General features: G+C 70.8%; 24 protein-coding genes. 15 read left to right on the forward strand and 9 right to left on the reverse strand.

Annotated features, from left to right (window positions below; genetic code table 11):
- The first annotated feature begins 34 nt into the window (after positions 1-34).
- The 5 genes from Tbon_RS09060 to Tbon_RS09080 all read left to right on the forward strand — a co-directional run bounded on the left by Tbon_RS09060 (position 35) and on the right by Tbon_RS09080 (position 4,674).
- Positions 35-745 (forward strand): histidine phosphatase family protein, encoded by a 711-nt coding sequence (locus Tbon_RS09060; RefSeq protein ID WP_158067403.1) that lies wholly within the window; start codon positions 35-37, stop codon positions 743-745.
- Between the two features lie 65 nt (positions 746-810).
- Positions 811-1,578 (forward strand): SDR family NAD(P)-dependent oxidoreductase, encoded by a 768-nt coding sequence (locus Tbon_RS09065; RefSeq protein ID WP_158067404.1) that lies wholly within the window; start codon positions 811-813, stop codon positions 1,576-1,578.
- A gap of 15 nt (positions 1,579-1,593) precedes the next feature.
- Positions 1,594-2,064, forward strand: a complete 471-nt coding sequence (locus tag Tbon_RS09070) for a GNAT family N-acetyltransferase (RefSeq protein WP_225734755.1) — start codon at positions 1,594-1,596, stop codon at positions 2,062-2,064.
- Positions 2,065-2,191: 127 nt separating this feature from the next.
- Positions 2,192-3,970 (forward strand): bifunctional diguanylate cyclase/phosphodiesterase, encoded by a 1,779-nt coding sequence (locus Tbon_RS09075; RefSeq protein WP_158067406.1) that lies wholly within the window; start codon positions 2,192-2,194, stop codon positions 3,968-3,970.
- Positions 3,971-4,074: 104 nt separating this feature from the next.
- Positions 4,075-4,674: a TetR/AcrR family transcriptional regulator gene (locus Tbon_RS09080; protein ID WP_158067407.1), complete on the forward strand. Its 600-nt coding sequence runs from the start codon at positions 4,075-4,077 to the stop codon at positions 4,672-4,674.
- Positions 4,675-4,815: 141 nt separating this feature from the next.
- Here Tbon_RS09080 and Tbon_RS14230 read toward each other — a convergent pair whose 3' ends face one another.
- Positions 4,816-5,211 carry a YkvA family protein gene (locus tag Tbon_RS14230; RefSeq protein ID WP_225734589.1) on the reverse strand — a complete coding sequence of 132 codons (396 nt, stop codon included), beginning with the start codon at positions 5,209-5,211 and terminating at the stop codon, positions 4,816-4,818.
- A 92-nt stretch (positions 5,212-5,303) separates the two neighbouring features.
- On the opposite strand from Tbon_RS14230, the gene folE reads away from it, so the two are divergent.
- A complete protein-coding gene (gene folE / locus Tbon_RS09090) occupies positions 5,304-5,882 on the forward strand; it encodes a GTP cyclohydrolase I FolE (RefSeq protein WP_158067408.1) in 579 nt (192 codons plus the stop codon).
- A 5-nt stretch (positions 5,883-5,887) separates the two neighbouring features.
- Here folE and Tbon_RS09095 read toward each other — a convergent pair whose 3' ends face one another.
- Positions 5,888-6,673 carry a fumarylacetoacetate hydrolase family protein gene (locus Tbon_RS09095; protein ID WP_158067409.1) on the reverse strand — a complete coding sequence of 262 codons (786 nt, stop codon included), beginning with the start codon at positions 6,671-6,673 and terminating at the stop codon, positions 5,888-5,890.
- A gap of 100 nt (positions 6,674-6,773) precedes the next feature.
- Between Tbon_RS09095 and Tbon_RS09100 the strand changes: the two genes are divergently transcribed.
- Positions 6,774-7,202 carry a pyridoxamine 5'-phosphate oxidase family protein gene (locus Tbon_RS09100; protein ID WP_192497873.1) on the forward strand — a complete coding sequence of 143 codons (429 nt, stop codon included), beginning with the start codon at positions 6,774-6,776 and terminating at the stop codon, positions 7,200-7,202.
- 73 nt (positions 7,203-7,275) lie between these two features.
- Positions 7,276-7,656, forward strand: a complete 381-nt coding sequence (locus Tbon_RS09105; RefSeq protein WP_225734590.1) for a DUF805 domain-containing protein — start codon at positions 7,276-7,278, stop codon at positions 7,654-7,656.
- A gap of 69 nt (positions 7,657-7,725) precedes the next feature.
- Here Tbon_RS09105 and Tbon_RS09110 read toward each other — a convergent pair whose 3' ends face one another.
- The gene (locus Tbon_RS09110; protein WP_158067411.1) at positions 7,726-9,465 is read right to left on the reverse strand and encodes an acyl-CoA dehydrogenase family protein; all 1,740 of its coding nucleotides are present in this window, start codon (positions 9,463-9,465) and stop codon (positions 7,726-7,728) included.
- 17 nt (positions 9,466-9,482) lie between these two features.
- Here Tbon_RS09110 and Tbon_RS09115 point away from each other — a divergent pair, with 17 nt between their 5' ends.
- Together Tbon_RS09115 and Tbon_RS09120 are read left to right on the forward strand one after the other, a co-directional pair.
- Positions 9,483-10,730 (forward strand): galactokinase, encoded by a 1,248-nt coding sequence (locus Tbon_RS09115; RefSeq protein WP_158067412.1) that lies wholly within the window; start codon positions 9,483-9,485, stop codon positions 10,728-10,730.
- Positions 10,727-11,455 carry a nucleotidyltransferase family protein gene (locus Tbon_RS09120; protein WP_192497874.1) on the forward strand — a complete coding sequence of 243 codons (729 nt, stop codon included), beginning with the start codon at positions 10,727-10,729 and terminating at the stop codon, positions 11,453-11,455. The genes Tbon_RS09115 and Tbon_RS09120 overlap by 4 nt, the downstream gene beginning before the upstream one ends.
- Before the next feature lie 89 nt (positions 11,456-11,544).
- On the opposite strand, the gene Tbon_RS09125 is transcribed toward Tbon_RS09120, so the two are convergent.
- Positions 11,545-13,062, reverse strand: coding sequence for a sialidase family protein (locus Tbon_RS09125; RefSeq protein WP_158067413.1), 1,518 nt, complete (start codon positions 13,060-13,062; stop codon positions 11,545-11,547).
- 107 nt (positions 13,063-13,169) lie between these two features.
- Between Tbon_RS09125 and Tbon_RS09130 the strand changes: the two genes are divergently transcribed.
- Complete coding sequence (locus tag Tbon_RS09130) at positions 13,170-15,110, forward strand: glycoside hydrolase family 36 protein (protein ID WP_158067414.1); 1,941 nt, start codon at positions 13,170-13,172, stop codon at positions 15,108-15,110.
- On the opposite strand, the gene Tbon_RS09135 is transcribed toward Tbon_RS09130, so the two are convergent.
- Positions 15,107-15,592 carry a flavin reductase family protein gene (locus tag Tbon_RS09135; protein WP_158067415.1) on the reverse strand — a complete coding sequence of 162 codons (486 nt, stop codon included), beginning with the start codon at positions 15,590-15,592 and terminating at the stop codon, positions 15,107-15,109. The genes Tbon_RS09130 and Tbon_RS09135 overlap by 4 nt on opposite strands.
- Before the next feature lie 74 nt (positions 15,593-15,666).
- Between Tbon_RS09135 and Tbon_RS09140 the strand changes: the two genes are divergently transcribed.
- The gene (locus Tbon_RS09140; RefSeq protein WP_158067416.1) at positions 15,667-16,206 is read left to right on the forward strand and encodes a pyridoxamine 5'-phosphate oxidase family protein; all 540 of its coding nucleotides are present in this window, start codon (positions 15,667-15,669) and stop codon (positions 16,204-16,206) included.
- Here the strand turns inward: Tbon_RS09140 and Tbon_RS09145 are convergent.
- Positions 16,176-16,517, reverse strand: coding sequence for an MGMT family protein (locus tag Tbon_RS09145; RefSeq protein ID WP_158067417.1), 342 nt, complete (start codon positions 16,515-16,517; stop codon positions 16,176-16,178). The genes Tbon_RS09140 and Tbon_RS09145 overlap by 31 nt on opposite strands.
- A 28-nt stretch (positions 16,518-16,545) precedes the next feature.
- Here Tbon_RS09145 and Tbon_RS09150 point away from each other — a divergent pair, with 28 nt between their 5' ends.
- Positions 16,546-17,721 (forward strand): CaiB/BaiF CoA transferase family protein, encoded by a 1,176-nt coding sequence (locus Tbon_RS09150; RefSeq protein WP_158067418.1) that lies wholly within the window; start codon positions 16,546-16,548, stop codon positions 17,719-17,721.
- A gap of 111 nt (positions 17,722-17,832) precedes the next feature.
- Here the strand turns inward: Tbon_RS09150 and Tbon_RS09155 are convergent, their stop codons facing one another.
- On the reverse strand, positions 17,833-18,030 hold the full coding sequence (locus Tbon_RS09155; RefSeq protein WP_158067419.1) for a hypothetical protein: 198 nt from the start codon (positions 18,028-18,030) through the stop codon (positions 17,833-17,835).
- Between the two features lie 203 nt (positions 18,031-18,233).
- On the opposite strand from Tbon_RS09155, the gene Tbon_RS09160 reads away from it, so the two are divergent.
- Positions 18,234-18,911 (forward strand): winged helix-turn-helix transcriptional regulator, encoded by a 678-nt coding sequence (locus Tbon_RS09160; RefSeq protein ID WP_158067420.1) that lies wholly within the window; start codon positions 18,234-18,236, stop codon positions 18,909-18,911.
- A gap of 31 nt (positions 18,912-18,942) precedes the next feature.
- Entirely contained in the window at positions 18,943-19,437 is a 495-nt protein-coding gene (locus Tbon_RS09165) for a peroxiredoxin (protein ID WP_158067421.1), read from the forward strand.
- On the opposite strand, the gene Tbon_RS09170 is transcribed toward Tbon_RS09165, so the two are convergent.
- Complete coding sequence (locus Tbon_RS09170) at positions 19,421-20,374, reverse strand: transketolase family protein (protein ID WP_158067422.1); 954 nt, start codon at positions 20,372-20,374, stop codon at positions 19,421-19,423. The genes Tbon_RS09165 and Tbon_RS09170 overlap by 17 nt on opposite strands.
- Positions 20,371-21,213, reverse strand: coding sequence for a transketolase (locus Tbon_RS09175; RefSeq protein WP_158067423.1), 843 nt, complete (start codon positions 21,211-21,213; stop codon positions 20,371-20,373). The genes Tbon_RS09170 and Tbon_RS09175 overlap by 4 nt, the downstream gene beginning before the upstream one ends.
- Between the last annotated feature and the right edge of the window lie 7 nt (positions 21,214-21,220).

Consider the following 21,220-nt stretch of genomic DNA (forward strand, 5'->3'; position numbering starts at 1 on the left):
AGTCCGTCCCGATACCACCCGACCGGGAGCAGCCATGTCCCACGGCCCTGCACGCTCACCCATGATCTTCGACCGCGCCTTCCTGACCGATGTCGAAGGCGTCACCGAACTCATCTTCGTCCGCCACGGCGAGCAGTTCATCCCCGACCCCCGCAACGGCCCCGTCGGCGATACCTTCGACCCGCCCCTCAGCGAACGCGGACGCCAGCAGGCCGACGCCGTCGCCGCCCGCCTCTCCGTCGACCGGGTCGATGCCGTCTACGCGAGCCCGCTCCAGCGCGCCCTCGAAACCGGCCGCGCCATCGCTCGCCATCACCGGCTCGAACCGGTCGTCGTCCACGACCTCCGCGAAGTCGAAATCTTCCGCGACATCCCGCCCGAGAAATCCGCCCTCGAATTCCTCGGCCGCGACCTCCTCCTTGGCATCCGCGAGCGGATGCTCCGCGAACGGAAGTGGGACGTCTACCCCTACTCCGAATCCTCCTTCGAATTCCGGAAGCGCACGGTCAACGCCGTCGAAGCCATCATCGCCGGCAACCAGGGCAAACGGGTCGTCATCGCCTGCCACGGAGGCGTCATCAACGCCTACATCGGCCACATCATCGGGAGCCCCTACGACATGTTCTTCCGGCCCGCCCACGCCTCCATCTCCGTCGTCTTCGCCGGCGAAGGCGTCCGCGCCCTCCAGTCCCTCAACGACGTCCACCACCTGCGCACCGGCGAATGGAACCTGGTCAGCCACTGACCCCGGCGCACAGCGCCAGCCCGGGATAGAATCCGCCCACCCATACCCCATTTCCGGAGGCTCCTGTGCCCATCGCCGATTTCTCCCTCGCCGGCAAGGTCGCCATCGTCACCGGCGGCAGCCGCGGCATCGGCCGCTCCATCGCCATCGCCCTCGCCGAAGCCGGCGCCGATGTTTGCGTCGCAGCCCGCAAGCCCGAGTCGCTCGAAGAGACGGTCGCCGCCATCCGCGCCACCGGGCGCCGCGGCATTGCCGTCCCCACCAACGTCCGCGACATGGCCGCCCTCGAAAACCTCGTCGCCGAGACGAAGCGCCAGCTCGGCCGCATCGACATCCTCGTCAACAACGCCGCGACCAACCCCGTCTTCGGCCCCGTCGCGAACCTCGACGAGCGCGCCTGGGATACCGTCATGAACACGAACGTCAAATCCGTGTTCTTCCTCAGCAAGCTCGTCCGCCAGGCGATCCTCGAGCACGGCCAGGGCGGCTCCATCATCAACGTCAGCTCGACCGGCGGCTTCCGCGCCTCCACCGGCCTCGGCGCCTATTCCGTTTCCAAGGCCGCCATCATCATGCTCACCCAGGTCTGCGCGAAGGAGTGGGGCGCCGACGGCATCCGCGTCAACTGCATCGCCCCTGGCCTCATCCGCACCGAGTTCTCGCGCGCCCTCTGGGAGAACGAGGCCATCCTCAAGAACTCCGTCCAGTCCTCCGCGCTCAAGCGCATCGGCGAACCCGATGAGATGGCCGGCGCGGTCGTCTACTTCGCCAGCCCCGCCAGCTCCTTCACCACCGGGCAGACCCTCATCCTCGATGGCGGCGCCCTCGCCTGACGCCCCGTGACCGACATGCTCGTCCGGCTGTACGACCTCCCGCCGGTTGAGCCTGCCCTTGCCCGGCTCGCTGCCGCCGGTATCGTCTGCCGCCGCCCCGAAGCCTACGAGCGCTCCGCCGTGCTCGGCTTCGTCAGGGCCCACTTCCCCGGCTGGGTCGATGAAACGCAGGTCGCGCTCGCCCGCACCCCCGCCACCTGCTTCATCGCCCAGCGCGGCGGCGACGTCCTCGGCTTCGCCTGCTTCCACGCCACCCGGCCCAACTTCTTCGGCCCCACCGGCGTCGCCGAAGCCGAGCGGGGCCGCGGGATCGGCGCCGCCCTTCTCCTCCTCGCCCTCCACGCCATGGCCGCCGAAGGCTACGCATACGCGATCATCGGCAGCGTCGGCCCGGCCGCCTTCTACGAGCGCACCGTCGGCGCCGTCCCCATCCCCGGCAGCCACCCCGGCATCTACCGGAACCGCCTCGACCGCCCGGCTCCGTGACGCCCCGGATGCAGCCGGGTGACGGCCGGTTACAGCTCATTTAACAGACATCGAAACCCGGTACGCGGGCGCGGTCTGCCTTCCGACACTCCCGGTGAGCTTTTCGCAAAAAGGAGCGCCGCCGCCCATGCCGCCTCTCGGCCCACCCGCCGCGACGCTGTCCGCAGCCGCCGCCCGCCGGGCCGTCCGCCACGTGCTCGAAACCGGCGCCGTCCGCACCCTCTGCCAGCCGATCGGCTCCCTCTCCACCGGCGATGTCCTCGGCTACGAGGCCCTCTCTCGCCCCGAGGCGCCGCCCCCGCTCGATAGCCCGCAGGAGTTCCTCGCCGCCGCCAGCGCCTGCGACCTCCTCGAGCAGGTCGACCACGCCTGGCGCCTCGCCGCCGTCGCCCGCCTCGGCCAGCTCCTCGCCCACGAGCAGCTCCTCTTCATCAACTGCACCCCGACCGCGCTCATCTCCGGCCTCCTCTCCCCCTCGTCCTTCCAGTCCATCGTCCGCCGCCACGGCCTTCAGCCCGAGCGCGTCGTCCTCGAAATCACCGAAGAGCGCGCCATCAGCGACTTCGACCAGATGCGCCGCATCGTCAGCGCCTTCCGTGCCGCCGGCTTCCTCTTCGCCATCGACGACGCCGGCGCCGGGCCCTCCAGCCTCCAGTCCATCGTCGAACTCCGGCCCGACTTCATTAAGCTCGACCGCTGGCTCGCCCGCGACATCGAATTCGACCGCGGCCGCCGCTCAATGGTTGAAGCTATCTGTAACTTCGCACGCCAGGTCGGCGCCCGCGTCATCGTCGAAGGCATCGAAACCCGCGAGCAGCTGACCGCTTTTATCGAACTCGGCGCCGATTTCGGCCAGGGCTACTTCCTCGGCCGGCCCGAGCCCCTTCCCTTTCCCATCTCAGCCGAAGCCCGCCGCACCATCCACCGCGCCAACCGCCAGCGCCGCGACGCCCCCGTTGTCAGCCGCGTTGGCGACCTCGTGACCATCACCCCCACCGTCAGCGCTGATACCCCCGGTGCCCGCCTCATGGACCACTTCGCCCGCAACCGCCACCTCGAGGCCGTGGTCGTCCTCGATGGCTCCCGGGTAGAAGGGATCGTCACCCGCGGCCGCATCTTCGAGCGCATGTCCGGCCAGTTCGGGCTCCCTCTCAACGGCCGCCGCCCGGCCAGCCAGCTCTGCGTCCCCGCCACCTGCGTCGATGCATCCGCCTCCCCCCGGACCGCCGCCCGCGCCGCCCTCGAGCGCGCCGCCCCCTTCCAGCAGGACCCCCTCGTCGTCCTCGAAGGTACGCAGCTCGCCGGCATCGTCCGGGTCCACGAACTCCTCCAGGCCGTCCTCGCCGAGGAAGTCGCCGAAGCCCGCAACCTCAACCCCCTCACCGGCCTCCCCGGCAACCGCCGCATCAAAGAGCACCTCGAACGCCTCCGCGCCGAGCCCGCCGGCTGGTATCTCCTTTACGCCGACCTCGACCGCTTCAAGCACTTCAACGATGCCTGCGGCTTCGCCCATGGTGATGCCGCCATCTACGAGTTCTCCCGCATCCTCGTTGATGCCGCTAACGCCGCCCGCCACGACGTCTTCATCGGCCACGTCGGCGGCGACGACTTCATCGTGGCGGTCCACGAGGACGACCTCGAGCCCTTCCGCGCCGCCTGCTATCGCGTCCTCAGCAGGCCCCGCTGGTTCGACCCCGATGGCAAACTCCCGGCCGATATCACCCTCACCGTCTCCATCGCCGGCTGCCCCTTCGAACGGGTCGCTCACCTCGATTACGAAGAGCTGGCCGCCATCCTCGCCAGCGCCAAGCGGCTCGTGAAACACGCCGGCGGCAACAGCTTCGAAATCTTCGAAGACCTCGCTCCGCCGTCGGCTGCATCCCGGTCCGACGCCGAAGCTGCGTAGGCTGCGCTGGCCGCCTGCTCGAACCGGCCGTACACTGGATTCGAGTCCGAACACCGACCGTCCCCGGCCGGCGCCCGGCATCGAACCCCCGCACCGGAGACAGCATGACCGCAGCCCCTACTGCGCCCGGCCGCCTCGAGCGCCGCAAAGCCCGCACCCGTGCCGCCATCCTCCAGGCCGCCAGCCAGCTCTTCCACGAGCACGGCTTCGAAGAAACCTCCATCCAGCAAATCGCCGAGCGCGCCGACACCGGCGTCGGCACCCTGTACGGCTACTTCGCCTCCAAGGAAGACCTCCTCCGCGAGGTCCTCCGCGCCTCCCGCGATGAATCGGTCGCCCGCTACCGCGCCGCCGTCGCCGCCGATACCCCCGCCGTCGAGCGCGTCTGCACCGCCCTCGCCGCAATCGCCGATTACCTCGAGGAGAACCGCCGCCTCCTCGTCTCCGTCTTCCGCCTGGCCGCCCGCAACCGCTCGTTCGACGACGAGTACGCCGAGTGGCTCCAGCGCAGCTTCACCGACCTCATCGAATCCGGCATCCGCGCCGGGGAATTCCGGCCCGTCCCTGCCGACGCCGCCGCCCGCATGCTGATCACCACCGTCATGACCGCCTGCCTCGGCATCGGCGCCTGGGCCGGCCGCTCCGGCGACCCGCGCGTCATCGCCGAAATCCAGGAGCTCGCCCGCGCCCTTCTCCAGCGCTAGCCCCCGGAAACGAGAAAGCGGCGCGAAGGCACATCCCGGAATGGGGGACCGGGGCGTCTCACCTGCCTTCGCGCCGCGCCGCCGGGGCACCACAGAAACCGCGGCGGTCCCGCGTAGCCTGCACCCGGCCCTGCTCCCGCTCTAGGGCCTTTCGTCCCCCTCCGCATCGGGCGAACGGCCTCCCGCCTCCGCCTCCCGGAAGGCCGCCTCCAGCGACGCCGAAGACACCGCCAGGATCAGCAGCCACGCGAACAGCACCACTACCGCGACGTCATCCGCCTGCCCCAGCACCGGGATGAAGTCGGGCACCAGGTCGAACGGCAGGAGCAGGTACCCGAGCAGCCCAAGTATCGCCAGCTTCCCGGTCCACCCGAGCCGCCCTCCCCGAAGCAACGCCCGCAGGAACCGCACCTTCGCTCCGCGGCGAAGCGCAAGGAACCGCCGGCCCGCCGGGTGCCGCCGCAGCCCGGCGTACCCCGCCGTGAACATCACGGCCAGTAGAACCAGGACCGCCGCCGCTGCCGCGAGCCACTGCACCTGCAATCCCCTGCAAAACTGTCAGGGGCGTCGCCATCCCCCGGCCGCGCGCCTGCTACCATCGACATGATCATCTCCCGGGAGCCACGCCTGTGACCACCACTGCCGGCCCCGACCAGGCCCGCATCCGCGCTGCCGTCATCGAGCTGCTCAAGGCCATCGGTGACGACCCCACCCGTGACGGCCTCGTCGATACCCCCCGCCGCATCGCGGAAATGTACGCCGAGATCTTCGAGGGTCTCTTCTACGACCCGCGCGAACACCTCCGCGTCGGCTTCGAAGTCGCCCACGACGAGATGGTTATCCTCCGCAACATCCCCTTCTACAGCATGTGCGAGCATCATTTCCTCCCCTTCCACGGCGAGGCCCACGTCGGCTACATCCCCGATGGCCGCGTCGTCGGCATCTCCAAGCTCGCCCGGGTCGTCGAAGGCTACGCACGCCGCCCGCAGATCCAGGAGCAGCTCACCAGCCAGATCGCCGAGGCGATCCAGGAGGTCCTCCAGCCCGACGGCGTCGCCGTCGTCATCGAAGCCGAGCACCTCTGCATGACCATGCGCGGCGTCAAAAAGCCCGGCTCCCGCATGGTGACCAGCGCCATGCGCGGCGACTTTAAGAACTCCCACGTCACCCGCGCCGAGTTCCTCTCCCTCGTCCACGGCCACCACTAGGCCCTTCAGCCGCTTCCCCCGGCATGGTCCTGCCCGGCAGCTGCGACCGGGTTCCGGAGCACCCCCGCACCCGTCACCTCGACGTCCACCACGTCCCCGGGCCGAATCTCCGGCGGACTGCCAGGTGTCCCCGTGTAGATGATGTCCCCCGGCACCAGCGTCATCACCGCGCTCACATACCGCACAATCTCCGGGATGTCGCGGATCAGCTCCGTCGAGCGGCCCCGCTGCACTTCCCGGCCGTTCACCCGGGTCACCACCTCCAGCTCGTCGTGCCGCAGCCCCGTCACAATCGCCGGCCCGAAGACGCCGAACGTGTCGCTTCCCTTCGCCCGCCACCACTGTCCGTCCTGCTGCTGCCACGCCCGCGCCGAGACGTCGTTCCCTGCCGTGTAGCCGAAAATCGCCGCCTCTGCCTGCTCCCGGTTTGCCCCCTTCACCTGCCGCCCAATCACGATGACAATCTCGCCTTCAGGGTCGACCCTCCCGCAGTTCGCCGGCAGCACGATCGGGTCGCCCGGCCCCGCGATGCTCGAGAGCGGTTTGAAAAACAGCGTCGGCGGGTCCGGCGCCGGCCGCCCCTGCAGGTGGCTCGCATAGTTCAGCCCCACGCACACGATGCTCCGCGGCGCGCACGGCGGCAGCAGCCGCACGTTTGTGAGCGCGACCGACTCCCCGGTCGGCCGCGTCTCCTCCCAGAACGGCTCCGCGATCACCCGGATCGTCTCCCCTTCGAGGAGCCCCGCTCCGCGCCGCCCGTCCTGCCGTTCGAACCTCACGTAGAGCGCCATGCGCAAACCTCCCGCAACTGCCGGCTCATCCTCACTCGACAGCGCCGCTGCGGCAACCGCACACTACCTTTCGCCCTGGGAATCCACCCGCGGAGGCCCCATGCCCGCCAAAATGACCCTCGACGAAATCCATGCCTTCCTCGACTCCCGCCCCGGCTGGATCGCCCTCTCGACCATCAGCCCCAGCGGCCACCCCCACACCGTTCCCATCGGCTACTTCCGCCTCGGCGAAAAAATCTACATGGGCTGCCGCAAGGGCACCCAGAAGACCAAAAACATCGAGCGCAACCCCGCCGTCGCCGTCATGCTCGAATCCGGCACCACCTCGCAGGACATCAAAGGCGTCTGCATCCAGGGCACCGGCCGCGTCATCACCGACCCCGCCGAAGCGCTCCAGCTCCGCCGCGAAGCCATGCGCCGCCGCGGCGTCCCCGAAGACCAGCTTCCCACCGAGGTCGGCCCCGACACCGCCTACATCGAAGTCACCCCAACCCGCTACATCTCCTGGGACTACAGCAAACAGGGCTGAGCCCGCCAGGCTCTTGCAGGGCGACGGCGGGCCCGTATACAGTTCGCCGCATTCATTTCCGGGGGAACAGTCGATGCAGGTCGCCCAGCAGCCCACTCCAATCCAGTGGTGGCTCTCGCCCTGGAAGCGGTATGCCCTTTTTGAAGGCCGCGCCAGCCGCTCCGAGTTCTGGTGGTTTACCCTCGGCCAGTTCCTGGTCGGATTGGCCTTCTTCCTCCTGTCGGGAATTGCGGGGGCATTGATCGCGCTCTATTACCTGTTCCTGCTGGCGGGCTTGGTGCCTTCAATCGCCGTCACCGCCCGCCGCCTCCACGACATCGGCCAGTCCGGCTGGCTCCAGCTGATCGGGCTCATCCCCATCCTCGGCACCATCGCGCTCATCGTACTCTGCGCCCAACCCTCCCAGCCCCACGCGAACCAATACGGCGACGCGCCCCTTCCGCCGGCACCCTAGCCCGGCGCGTCCTCCGCAGTTCGGCCCGCCCCGGATTGCCCCGCACGCCGGCGTCTCGGTCTGGCCCCTTTACCCCAGCGCAGCCGCCGGCACCGGCGCCCCATCGATAAGCGCCCCGACCCAGCGCAGCGCCCCGGTGTCTGCCTCCAGCGGGTCCTGTCGCTCCAGGTACCGCCGCCGGTACTCCCGCGCCGCCACGAGCTTGCCATAACCATGACCCGACGCTGCCTCCCGGTCGCCCTCCACGGTCAGCAGGCTCGCGCAGACCGCCGCCGCCAGCCGGTCGCACATCGCCGCCATCTTCGCCTCCCGCTCGTCCTCGCTCGCCTGCAGCAGCCGCTCGAACTGCCGCCGCACCCGGCCCACCTCCTCCCGCACCGCAGCCGCCTCCCGCCGGGCCAGCTCGTCGGTCACACTGTCCAGCCGCGTCTCAAGCTCGCGGAACAGCGCCTCGTGCGCCCCGTTCCGGATCGCGGCCCGCGCAACGTCCAGCGCCACCACGTTCTCCGCCCCCTCCCAGATGCTCCCAAGGTGCGCATCCCGCAGCAGCCGCGCGTTCACCCACTCCTCGATGTACCCGTTGCCCCCGCGGATGTTCATCGCCATCCCCGTCGTCCAGCGCGCCCGCCGGCAGTTCGCGTACTTGATGAGCGGCGTCGTGATCCGCACCACCAGCTCGTCGTGCTCCGAACCCGCATCCGCCCGGTCGAGCGCCTGCGCCGCGAACAGCACAATCGCCAGGGCCGCCTCGCTGTCCAGCACCATCTCGAAGAGCTGCTCCCGCACCAGCGGAAGGTCGAACAGCGCCCGCCCGAACGCCGCCCGGCCCCGCGCATGGACCGCCGCCTCCAGCAGCGACCGCCGCATCAGCGCCGCCGCCCGCATCCCGTTGCTCAGCCGCGAGACGTTGATCATCTCCGCCATCTGCGCGAAGCCGCGGTCGATCTCCCCCACCACGTACCCGGTCGCCCCCTCGAACTCGTACTCGCCCGTCGGCATCGACCGCGAGCCCAGCTTCTCCTTCAGCCGCCGGATGACGTACCGGTTCCGGCTCCCGTCAGGCAGCAGCTTCGGCACGAGGAACATCCCCAGCCCCTTCGTGCCCGCCGGCGCACCCTCCGGCCGGGCCAGCGCGAGGTGCACATCCGCCCCCGCGTTCGAGCAGAACCACTTCTCGCCCCAGATCCGCCACTCGCCGTCGACAAGCCGCGCAACGCACTCGCTCGCCCCCACGTCGCTCCCGCCCGTCCGCTCCGTCAGCAGCTGCGCCGACTGCATCAGCTCGCCGAAATCGGTGCTGGTCAGCCGCGGAACGTACCGCCCCTGCAGCTCCGGCGAACCGAACATCCGCAGCACCCGCGCCGCCGAGTCGGTCATCGAAATCGGGCAGAACAGCCCGAACTCCGCCTGCACGAACACGTAGCTCAGCGCGAATTTCACCACGTGGGGCACCCGGCCCGGCCACCCCAGCACCCCCTCCCGGTGCGACATCGCCGCAAACCCGAAGCGCGAAAAGCCGAGCCGCTGCATCTCGACGAACGCCGGGTGGTACACAATCTCGTCCACCCGCTGCCCGAACCGGTCGTGCGTCCGCAGCACCGGCGGGTTCGCATCCGCCTGCGCCGCCAGCTCGTCCAGCTCGTCGCCCGCGCACCGCCCCACCTCCCGCAGGTGCGGCAGCGCCCGCTCGGCATCCTCCGGCCCGGCATAAACCCGGAGCGCCCGCTCGAGGTTCGGGTCGGCCTCGAAGAAGTTCATCCCCCGGGTGGTCGGCATCGCGCGGTTCGAAGGTGTGGTCACGGTCGTCATGGCCGGATAATACCCCCGTGGAACCCGCCTCCGCCGCTCGCGCGGCCTTTCGCGAGCACTTCGGCGCCGAACCCGCCCTCCTCGTCCGCGCCCCCGGCCGCGTCAACCTCATCGGCGAACACACCGACTACAACGGCCTCCCCGTCCTCCCCTTCGCCATCGGCCGCGCCACGCTCCTCGCGGTCGGCCCCGCAGATACCCCGCGGCTCGAAGCCGTCTCAGCCGGCTTTCCGGTGCCCGCGTCGCTCCCCCTCGATGCCGACCCCGCCGCAATCGCCGAGCCGTGGCACCGCTACCTCGCCGCCGCCCTCGCCGTCCTCGACGGCCGCATCGCCGGGCGCGGCGCGCGGGTCGCCATCGCCTCCGACCTCCCGCCCGCCAGCGGCCTGAGCTCCTCCAGCGCCCTCGTCGTCGGCCTCCTCCTCGGGCTCGATGCCCTCTTCGGACTCGGCATCGAACCGCCCGCGCTCGTCGCCCTCGCTGCCCGCGCCGAACGGCTCGCTGGCGCCGAAACCGGCGGCATGGACCAGCAGGTCATCGCCCTCGCCCGGGCTGGCCACCTGCTCCGTATCGACTTCCTTCCCCCATCGACACGCCACCTGCCCGTCCCGCCCGACTGGGCGTTCGTCGTCGCCTCCTCCGGCCAGCCGGCGCCCAAGGGCGGCGCCGCCCGGGCCGCCTACAACGAACGGGTCGTCGCTACCCGCGTCTCCGCAGCGCTCATCGCCGACATGCTCGGCGCCGAGGTCGAAGGCACCCCCGTGCTCGGCAACGTCGCCGACATCGACGCCGCCCCCATCCTCGTCGACGAACTCCCCGCGCGCGTCTCCCCCCGCAAAGCCGCGGCCTCGCTCGGCGTCCCTGTCGAGCGGTTCGTGACGCTCTCCGCCGACACGTTCGACCCCGACGCCGTCCTGCCCGTCCGCGCATACGCCCGCCACGTCCTCGCCGAAGCCGAACGCGTCGACCTCGCCTGCGCCGCCGTCGAGGCCGCAGACCTCCGCGCCCTCGGCGAGCTCATGCTCGCCTCCCACGCCTCGCTCCGCGACGACTACCGCTGCTCCACGCCCGCCCTCGATGCCCTCGTCGCTGCGATGAGCAAGGCCGGCGCCGCCGGCGCCCGCCTCACCGGGGCCGGCTTTGGCGGATTCGCCATCGCAGCCTGCGAACGCGGCCGCGAGGCGGCAGTCATCGAAGCTGCCGTCGCAGCAGCCGGCGGCCCCGCCTTCGCCGTCGAGCCCTCCGCCGGGGCCGCCCTCCTGTGACCGCCCGGCAGGCCGTCGTCCTCGCCGCCGGCCGGGGCACCCGCCTCGGCGCACTCGGCGCCGACACCCCCAAACCGCTGCTCGAAGTTGGCCGCCGGCCCCTCCTCTTCCGCACGCTCGAAGGCCTCGCTGCGGCCGGCATCGAACGGGCCGTTATCGTCGTCGGCCACCTCCGCGAGCGCGTCCTCGAAGCACTCGCCGCGAGCCCCGTCCCGGGCCTGACCGTGCAGTTCGTCACCCAGGAGCGGCTCGAGGGCACCGCCCGCGCCGTCGCCCTCGCCCGGCCGCTCCTTGCTCCCGGCCCGTTCCTCGCCACCTGGGGCGACATCTTCGTCGAACCGCAGAACTACCCCCGCCTTCTCGCGGCAGCCCTGCCCGGCGGCGGCGCCATCCTCGTCAACCCCGTCGATGACCCCTGGGCCGGCGCCGCCGTCTACATCGACGACGCCTTCCGCGTCACCCGTATCGTCGAGAAGCCGCCGCCCGGCACCTCGGCCACGAACTGGAACAACGCCGGTCCCGCCGTCCTCGACGACTGGGTTTGGCCTCGGGTCGAACGGCTCGAACCGTCCCCCCGCGGCGAGTACGAACTCCCCCGGGCCCTCGCAGCCGCCGTCGGCGAGGGCGTCGAACTCCGCGCCGTCCCGGTCGAAGGCCCCTGGTTCGATATCGGCACCCCTGAATCCCTCGCCGCCGCCCGCCGCTACGCCGAATCCGCCCCGTAACACCCCGCCGCCTCACTCGGCGCATCCTGTAAGGAGGCACCTGTCGTCGCTCTATCGCCCCGCTGACCTTCTGAATCCGGGTACCCTCCTCAGAACGGCTGCCACCCGAATGAACCCCCGCCCGCGGCGAGCACCACTGTTGCCGTCGGCGCGAACAGCCCCGCGTCCCGCGTGCCCGGTACCGTTGCGACCTCCTCCCAGCTCCGCCCGCCATCGAGGCTCCGCATCACGACCGCCGGGTACCGCACCGCGTAGAGCGTCGCGCCGTCAGGCGACGCAACAATCAGGTCGAACGCACCAGCGGCCACGCCGTCCCACGACGCACCCCCGGTCGTCGACACCTCAATCCCCCCGGCAGCCGTCCGCACCAGCGCGCCGTCAGAAGCCACGGCCATGCGCACCGTTGCCCGGTCGTACGGCAGCACCTCCGGGCCGCTCGTCAGCGCCGAAGCGGGCGCGTCTCCCGCCCGCACCCACCCCTTCCCCGGATCGGGGTCGCGAGTGTACGCCCGCGCCGATGCCGGGTCGCCCGGCTGCATCGCCGCCGCGTGCCATCTCCCGTCCCCATCAACGGCGAGGTCCAGGACCAGCCCCGGAGCCGGGATCTGCTCCAGCCGCCGCGATCCCACGCGGTACGCCCAGAGCCCGCCGTTCGTTGCCACCACCACCGACTCCTGTCCGTCCAGCACGCCCGCTGCCGCAGCATGGGCTGCCGGACCGGCAGACGCCGGGAGCACCGCCACCCGCGCCCACGACCGGCCCCCGTCGGCAGACCGCCACAGCCCCAGCGCGTCACCCGACCATGCCGCCGCGTACAGCGGCGCTTCTGACCCGCCGGCGCGGTCGGCCGTCACCGCCCGCACCAGCCCTTCGAGCCCCGCCGCCGTCCAGGTCCGGCCCCGGTCCGCGCTCACCAGCAGCGGCCCTCCGGACGCCTGGAGCGCCTCCGCCCGCAGCACCTCGCCCCGTTCCGGGTCCAGCACCACGCGGGCCGGTGTTCCCCGGGTTGCCCCCAGCACCGCAATGGCCGGCCGGCCGGCCACCGGGTCAGCCCCGTAGCTGAAGTGGAATCCGATCGCCTTGTCCGTCCCAGGCCCAAGCGACGGCCGCGCCGCCAGCGCCCGCGCCAGCAGCTCGGGAGAATCGACGGCCGGGCGTTCGAGACCTGCCGCGCTGCCTGCCAGCGTCGTCAGTCCCGGCGCAACAGCGTCGACCAGCTCCCCGCCAGTCAGCCGGACCCACCGCACCGCACCGCTCGGCGTGTCGACAACCTCTGCCTGCCAGGTCACGCGCCGGCCGTCGCTGCCGCTGGTCGAATCCGGCCTGTCGTACACGTCGCTGCTCGCCAGCGCCGCAATCTTCCAGGTGGGCCCCCAGCCCCGGATGTGCTCTGCCGTCGCGTCCCATGCTTCCCGGAGCGTGAGCGCGGCCGGGTTCGCGGGCGGAGTCCGCGCGGCCACGACCCCGCTATCCTGCCCGCCGCCCTCCCTGGCCCCGAGTATTCCGGCGGCCGACATCCCGGCGATCAGCATGGCGAGGGCGGCCGATGCGAGCAGAAACGCGCCCCTCCGCCCCAGCGGCGCGTTCGAAAAGCGTATACCACTCATGCCGGCACCATACTGGCCGCGCCCCGCCCCCGCAAGACGCCCGAATCGGCGACGCTTGCCGCCGCCCGCCGCTACGCCGAAGCCGGCCGGCGCGGTAACGTTGCGCCATGAGCACCCTCCCCTGGGACCTCTGGCTCGTTCCCGAGAACCTCCCCTCCGGCCTCGACTGCGCCTTCCGCTATGACGCCGCCGTCGGCACCCTCTCCATCACCCTCGCCAACACAACATCCGCTCCCATCGCGCCCCGCGACGTCCGCCTCGCTGCCGACTGCGACACCCCCGCCGCCGACGGCTGGCTCTGGATCCACGGCCGCTACATGCAGATGGATGCCCTCGTCCGGAACTTCGGCACGCCGGCCCCCGAAGGCTACGACGGCCGCTTCGCCCGCCCCTCCGACGACGGAGTCACGTACATCAGCCGTGACCAGGCCCTCCTCTGGCTCCCCTACCACCCGGCCCCCGCCCTCCTCGCCGCCTGCCTCCAGCCCGACCGCTTCTTCTTCGACGTCGAGGTCACCCTCGACCCCGGCGAAACGACCGTCACCCGCATCGCCCTCGTCTACGACGTCGACGGCCTCGAACTCGCTCCCGGCGAATCCGTCACCCTGCCGCCCATCGCCCTCCGCGAAGGGCGAGACCCCCTCGCCCTCATCGAGCAGTACGCCGACGAGGTCGCGGCCCGCATGGGCGCACGCGTCCCGGGGTCCGTGCCGACCGGCTGGTGCAGCTGGTACTACTTCTACAACCGCGTCTCCGAAGCCGACGTCCTCGCCAACCTCGAGCAGATGGTCCGCGACGGGTACCCGGCCGACGTCTTCCAGGTCGACGACGGCTACCAGTCCTGCACCGGCGACTGGCTGGTCCCGAACGAGAAGTTCCCATCCGGCATGGCTGCCCTCGCCGCCCGCATACGCGAAGCCGGCTACCGCCCCGGCCTCTGGCTGGCCCCCTTCGTCCTCCACGAAGACTCCGCCGCCCTGCGCGACCACCCGGGCATGGTCCTGCGCACCCCCGCCGGCGAAACCGTCTTCGTGCAGACCTGGCTCGGCCGCTGCGCCATCCTCGATTGCACCAACCCCGAGGCCGAAGCCTGGCTTCGCAACGTCATCCGCACCGTTGTCCGGGAGTGGGGCTACACCTACCTCAAGCTCGATGCCTGCTCCTACGCCGCCCGCCCGGCCTCATCCGTCCGCTACCATCGGCCCGGGACCACCGCCCTCGCCAATCTCCGCCGCGGCCTCGAAATCATCCGCGACGAGGCCGGCGACGGTGTCTTCCTCCTCGGCTGCACCTGCCACTTCGGGCCAGCCATCGGCCTCGTCGATGCCATGCGCGTCGGCCCCGACGTCAAGGAAACGTGGGCCGCCGGTCCCAATCCTTCCGTCCGCCACGCCATGCGGCTCACCCTCCAGCGCAACTGGATGCACGGCCGCTGGTGGGTCAACGACCCCGACTGCCTCATTGTCCGCGATACCGACACCGAACTCGGCGAAGCCGAGACCCGCTTCCTCGCCACCGCCATTGCCCTCAGCGGCGGGATGGTCGTCGCCAGCGACGACCTCCCGAAGCTGCCGCCGGCCCGCCGCGAGCTCGCCCTCGCGCTCTTCCCGCCCTCCGGCGTTGCCGCCCGCCCCGTCGAGCCGGGCGACGGCCCCGCGCCCCGCGCCTGGCGCGCCGAACTCGGCGGCGGCCGCGCCCTCGTCGGCGTCCTCAACTGGTCCGATGCGCCGCTCTGGGTGCCCTGGACCGAGCTCCTCAAGCCCGGCGAGGTCGGCTTCGACGTCTGGAACCGGCGGCCGCTCCCCATGGGCGACGTCTACCTGCGTCCCCACGAAGGCACCCTCTGGCAGGTCTACGCCCCTGCCCGGACGCCCCGGCTCGTGGGCGACTCCGGCCACATCACCTCCGCCGGGCTCTACCAGCGTCCGGTCAGCGGCCGGCTCCAGCTCCGCAACGACCGGCCCTATCCCCGCACGGTCGCCGTCCTCCACCGCGGCTACACCCGCGTGGTCGAGCTGGCCCCCGGCGAGGCCCGCTGGTTCGATTAGCCGCCGTACTTCACACCGAGCTCGTCCAGTGTCAGCGGCTTCGCCTCCCGCTTCAGCACGGCGTGCGTCACCTCGCCCACCACGCAGCTGTGGTCGCCGAGGTCCACCTCGCCCACCACGCGCCCCTCGATGTACCCCGGCGCCGCAGCGATGACCGGCGCCCCGTTGCTCGCCGTCTCGGTCTCCTGCCCGTTGATCCGCGAACCATCGACCGTCGTCGGCTTGAAGAACGCATAGGCGATGTCGCCCTGCCCGCTCTCGAGGAACGAGAGCGCGAACGTCCCCGTGCGCTTCAGCAGCGCGTACGCCCCGCTGTCCTTCTTCACGCCCATCGCCACCAGCGGCGGCGTGAACGACGTCTGTGTCACCCAGTTGATCGCCGCCGCCGAAACCTCGTCGCCGTCGCGCACACCGAGCACGTACAGCCCGTACGGGATCATCCGCAGCAGCGTCTTCTTCGCGGCCTGCGCCTGCTCATCCATCGGTCCATCCCTCCCGGTTCGGTTCGTTGCCCGTATCCTACCCAAACCGCGCTCCAGCGCGCCCGGAGGTCCCCATGCCCGCCCTCGACCGCCGCGAACGCGACGAATTCCTCCAGCAGCCCGGCATTCTCTGCCGCATCGCCACCGTCGATAGCAGCGGCGCTCCCCACGTCACCCCCGTCTGGTTCATCTGCGAAGACGGCGCCATCTACATTACGCCGCGCGCCGCTTCCGAATGGCTCGACCACGTCCGCCACGACCCCCGCGTCGCACTCACCATTGACGACCAGAATCCGCCCTACCGCAAAGTGGTCATCGAAGGCGTCGCCGAGGTCGTCCGCCAGCCCGGCGACGATGCCGCCTGGCGCGACCTCTACCGCCGCATCGCCATGCGCTACGTCCCGCCTGAGGCCGCCGAGCACTACATCCAGGAAACCATCGACCAGCCCCGCGCCCTCATCCGGGTGCCGCTCGAAGGTGCCCGCATCCGCACCTGGCGCATGCCCGTCCGCGGCGAACCCTATCGCGGCATCTGGCACGACCGCTACTACCTGCCCGGCACGAAGCTCGCCCGCGAGTCCGGTCAGCCGCCATCCGAAGGGAACCAGCGGTAGCGCTGCAGGTCGATCCGCCCGTCGCGGTCGAACCGGACTCCCTCGTCCTCCAGCAGCCGGCGCTGGAGGTCGGCCTCCTCGCCCCGGCCCCGCAGGCTGATGCCGCCGCGCGCGTTCACCACCCGCCACCACGGCACCTCCGTGTTCGCCGGCAGCCACGCCAGCGCGTAGCCGACCGCCCGGGCCGCCGCCGGCGCCCCCAGCTCCAGCGCCACCTGCCCGTACGTCATCACCCGGCCCGGCGGGATGGCGCACACCAGCGCGTACACCCGCTCGTAGAACGTCGGCGGCCCCTCGCGTGCATCGGCCATCCCGCGAACCGTATCATCCGCAGTCACCATGCCGCCCGTCCTCCCCGCCCTCGCCGGTATTCGGGTCATCTCCGCAGGCCAGATCCTCGCGGCGCCCTTCTGCGCCACCCTCCTCGCCGAATTCGGCGCCGAAGTCATCAAGGTCGAGCCGCCCGGAACCGGCGAAGCCAACCGCGGCAATCTCTCCTTCGAACAGGACAACCGCGGCCAGAAGTCCGTCACCCTGGACCTCGCCTGCGACGAAGGCCGCGCGCTCTTCCGCCGCCTGGTCGATACCGCCGACATCCTCGTCGAGAACTTCCGGCCCGGCGCCCTCGAAGCCTGGGGCCTCGGCCCAGAGACGCTCCGCGAAACCAACCCCGGCCTCGTCGTCGTCCGCATCTCCGGCTTCGGGCAGACCGGTCCCTACCGCGACCGCGCCGCCTTCGACCGCGTCGCCCTCGCCTTCTCCGGCATCACCGCCGTCACCGGCTACCCCGACCGGCCGCCCGTCCGCCCCGGCTACTTCATCGCCGATTACGGCGCCGGCATCTTCGCGGCCTTCGGCGCCCTCGCCGCCCTCCGCGCTCGTGACCTCAACGGCCGCGGCCAGGACGTCGACGTCGCCCTCTACGAAGCCGTCTGGCGGATGAGCGGCACCCACGCCGCCAGCTACGGCCTCACCGGCCGCGACCGCCCCCGCAGCGGCAACTACTACCCCGGCGTCGTCCCGGCCGAGCAGTTCACCACCGCCGACGGCTACGATCTCGTTATCAACGCCACCACCCAGCGCAGCTTCGAAAAGCTCTGCGCCGCCATCGGCCAGCCCGAGCTCGTCCGCGACCCCCGCTTCACGCCCCGGCAAAACCTCCTCGCGAACCACGAGGCCATCCACGCCATCATCCGCGACTGGGTCGCCCGCCATACCCTCGCTGAAGCCCAGGCGGCCCTCGACCGCTACGGCGTACCTGCCTGCAGGGTCTACCAGGTCAGCGACATCGTCGCCGACGACCACTACCTCGCCCGCGAACAGGTGATCACCCTTGACTCGCCCATTTACGGCCCGGTGCTGCAGCCCGGCATCGTGCCGCGGCTCACCGCTACGCCCGGCGCCGTTCCCGGCCCCGCCCCGGCGCTCGGCGAACACAACCGCGAGGTCTACTGCGGGCTCCTCGGCCTCACGCCGGCGGAGCTGGAGGCCCTCGCGGCTCGCGGCGTCATCTGAGACGCACGCCCCCGTCCCGCCAAACGAAAGCCGCCGCCCCGGGCAGGGCGGCGGCTGGTGCGGTGGCGCAGCGGGCGGGAGAGGACGCCCGCTGCCCTCGAGGACGGAGGCTCAGGCCGCGGAGGCCATCGCCCGGTGCTCTTCGTTCGTGATGAAGTCGCCCTCGGCGAGCCAGTTCTTGAATTCCTTCTCCGCGCCGCAGACCTTGCAGACACCGCGGCTCGTCGGGCCGTTCGGCTCTTCGATCCGCCAGCGGTGGAAGTGACCAGCTTCGGGAGCCTTCGTCGTCTCGATGGTGGCTTCAGCCATGGTGGTGGACCCCCTTTCCATTTGTTCCGTGCTCGTTGACCCGGCAACTGCCCCTGGGCTAGGCTAGTTCCAGTGGAGTGCTGGTACTAGCCTTTCTGTAGCAGCGCTCGTAGGCGAATCATAGCATCCGGCGCTATCATGTCAATAGTCCCGGCGCTAGCGCCGCGCACAACCTTGACACTACCCATACCGGAGCACCACCCATGGCCCAGCGCGCCGAATCCGACACAGGCCGTACCTACAACCTCCCCTGTGTCATCGCCCAGGTGCTCGATATCCTCGGCGACCGCTGGACCCTCCTCATCATCCGCGACCTCATGTCCGGCCTGCACCGCTACAACGACATCCTCGAAAGCTGCTCCGGCATGTCCCCCAACGTCCTCTCCGACCGCCTCCGCCGCCTCGAGGCCATGGGCATCGTCGAACGCCATTACTTCAAGGCCCTCCCGCCCCGCGTCGAGTACACCCTCACCGAAAAAGGCTGGCACATCCGCCCCATCCTCCTCGCCCTCCTCGATTGGGGCCGCAAGTACGTCGAACCCATCCGCGAAGAGCACGTCGGCACCCGCGTCAGCCACGACTTCGCCGTCCGCGTCATCCCCACCTTCTCGTTCCACCCCGAGCGCGCCGAAGACCTCCATGCCCGCATGACCATCGAAATCACCGACGCCGGCGAGCAGAACGCCTGGACCTTCGATATCCACGACGGCCACCTCCATCCGCGCCGCAACGGCGCACCCGATGCCGACGTCATCCTCAAGACCGACACGAGCGGCTTCTTCCGCTTCATCCGCGGCGAGGCCCGCGCCGAAGAGGTCGGCGAGCTCATCGGCTCGCCCGAGACCGCCGCCGCCATCCAGGCCTGCTTCCGCACCCAGTAGCGCCACACCCTGCCCCGAGGTTCTACCGCCCATGCTCAAGCCCGGCACGCCCGCTCCCGACTTCACCGCCACCCTCGACGACGGCTCTACCTTCCGCCTCGCCGACTGCCGCGGCCGGAAGAACGTCGTCCTCTACTTCTACCCGAAGGACTTCACCCCGGGCTGCACCGCCGAGGCCTGCTCCTTCCGCGACAACTACGGCGCTATCGCCGCCTACGACGCCATCATCATCGGCGTCTCCGGCGACCCCGCCGACCGCCACGCAGCATTCCGCGAAACGCATGCCCTCCCCTTCCCGCTCATCGCCGACCCCGATGGGAAACTCCGCGAACGCTACGACGCCAAGGGCTGGATCCCCTGGATGCCCCCGCGCGTGACCTACGTCATCGATAAGGAGGGCGTCATCCGCGCTGCCCTTCGCCACGACTTCCGCGTCACCGCCCACGTCCCGGAAGTCCTCGAGGCGCTGGCGAGGTTCGCGCCGCGCACCGGCCCGGACGCTCCCGCCGCTACCGTTTCCGGCTGATCGCCTCCCGCGCCGCAGCCGCCACCCGCGCCGGGGTCAGGTCGAAGTAGGTCAGCAGCTCGTCCCACTTCCCGCTCGTCCCGTACCGGTCCACGCCGACGAACGCCATCGGCACCGGCACTGTCTCGGCCAGCACCCGCGCCACCGCTGTCCCGAGCCCGCCCGTCGTCTGGTGCTCCTCCGCGGTCACGATGGCGCCCGTCTCCCGCGCCGCCGCCAGCACCGCCTCCCGGTCGATCGGCTTGATCGTCGCCATGTCCAGCACCCGCGCCGAGACCCCCTCGTTCGCGAGCAGGTTCGCCGCCTCCAGCGCGATGCCCACCAGCACACCGCAGGCGATGAGCGTCACGTCGCTCCCGTCGCGCAGCTTCGTCGCGCGGCCCAGCTCGAACCGGTAGTCGCTCCCGTAGATCCCCGGCACCTTCGGCCGCCCCGTCCGCACGTATGCCGGCCGCGTCGTCTTCCCGACCGCAACGATCGCCTGCTTCGCTGCCTCGAAATCGGCCGGCACCACCACATCGAACGGGATGAGCGAGGTCGCCAGCGCAAGGTCCTCAATCGCCTGCGCGCTCATTCCGTCCTCGCCGACCGTAATCCCGCCGTGGCTCGCCACGCACTTCACGTTCAGCCCGCCCCGCGGCTGCGCCACCGACGTCCGCAGCTGGTCATAGCAGCGCCCCGGCAGGAAGACCGCAAAGCTCGCGATGAACGCCGTCTTCCCGCAGGCAGCCAGCCCCGCCGCGATGCCCACCATGTTCTGCTCGGCCACTCCGACGGTGTACCACCGGTCCGGGTACCGCTCCCCGAACTGGTACCCCATCGTCGAAACCGAAAGGTCGGCGTCGATCGCCACCACGTCCACGCCCTGCTCCACCAGCTCGATGAGCGCGTACGGGTACGCCTCCCGCGTTGCCGCTGCCGGTGCCGCCTGCGTCATGCCAGCCCCTCCGCAATCTGCGCCAGCGCCTGCTCCAGCTGCTCCCGCGTCGGCGCCTTCCCGTGGAAGCCCGGGTTGTTCTCCATGAACGAGACACCCTTCCCTTTGACCGTGTGCGCGACCACCACCCGCGGCCGCTCGTCCGGCTGCTCCGCCTCCGAGAGCGCTGCGTCAACCGCTGCCATGTCGTGCCCGTCGCACTCGATGACCTTCCACCCGAACCCCGCGAACATCGCCGGCGGGTTCGTCCGCATAATCCGGTCCGCGAACCCGTCGTTCTGGATCCCGTTCCGGTCCACCACCGCGATGATGCGGTCCCCCAGCCCGAAGTGCGGCACCGCCATCGCGGCCTCCCACACCTGCCCTTCGTTCAGCTCGCCGTCGCCCAGCATCACCCAGCACCGGAACTCCCGCCCCTCCATGCGACCCGCAAGCGCATGCCCGATCGCGAACGACAGCCCCTGCCCGAGCGACCCGCCCGACATCTCGATGCCCGGCAGCGCCTTCATCGACGGGTGTCCCTGCAACGGGCTGCCCAGCTTCCGGAACCCCGAAAGGAGCTCCGTCGAAAAGAACCCCCGTTCGGCCAGGACCGCGTAGTAGAACGGCGTCGCATGGCCCTTCGAGAGGATGAACCGGTCGCGATTCGGGTCCTCGGGATTCGCCGGGTCGCAGCGGAGATGGTTCCAGTAGAGCGCAACGCCGAGCTCGACCGCTGAGAGCGACCCGCCCGGGTGCCCGCTCTGCGCCTCGTAGACCATCTGCACAATGTGCGCCCGGATGCGCTTCGCGATGGCCTTCAGTTCGTCGATGGAAACGGGGGCAAGACGTGTGGGCATCGCCGCC

The organism is Tepidiforma bonchosmolovskayae (assembly GCF_008838325.1).
GTDB lineage: Bacteria > Chloroflexota > Dehalococcoidia > Tepidiformales > Tepidiformaceae > Tepidiforma > Tepidiforma bonchosmolovskayae.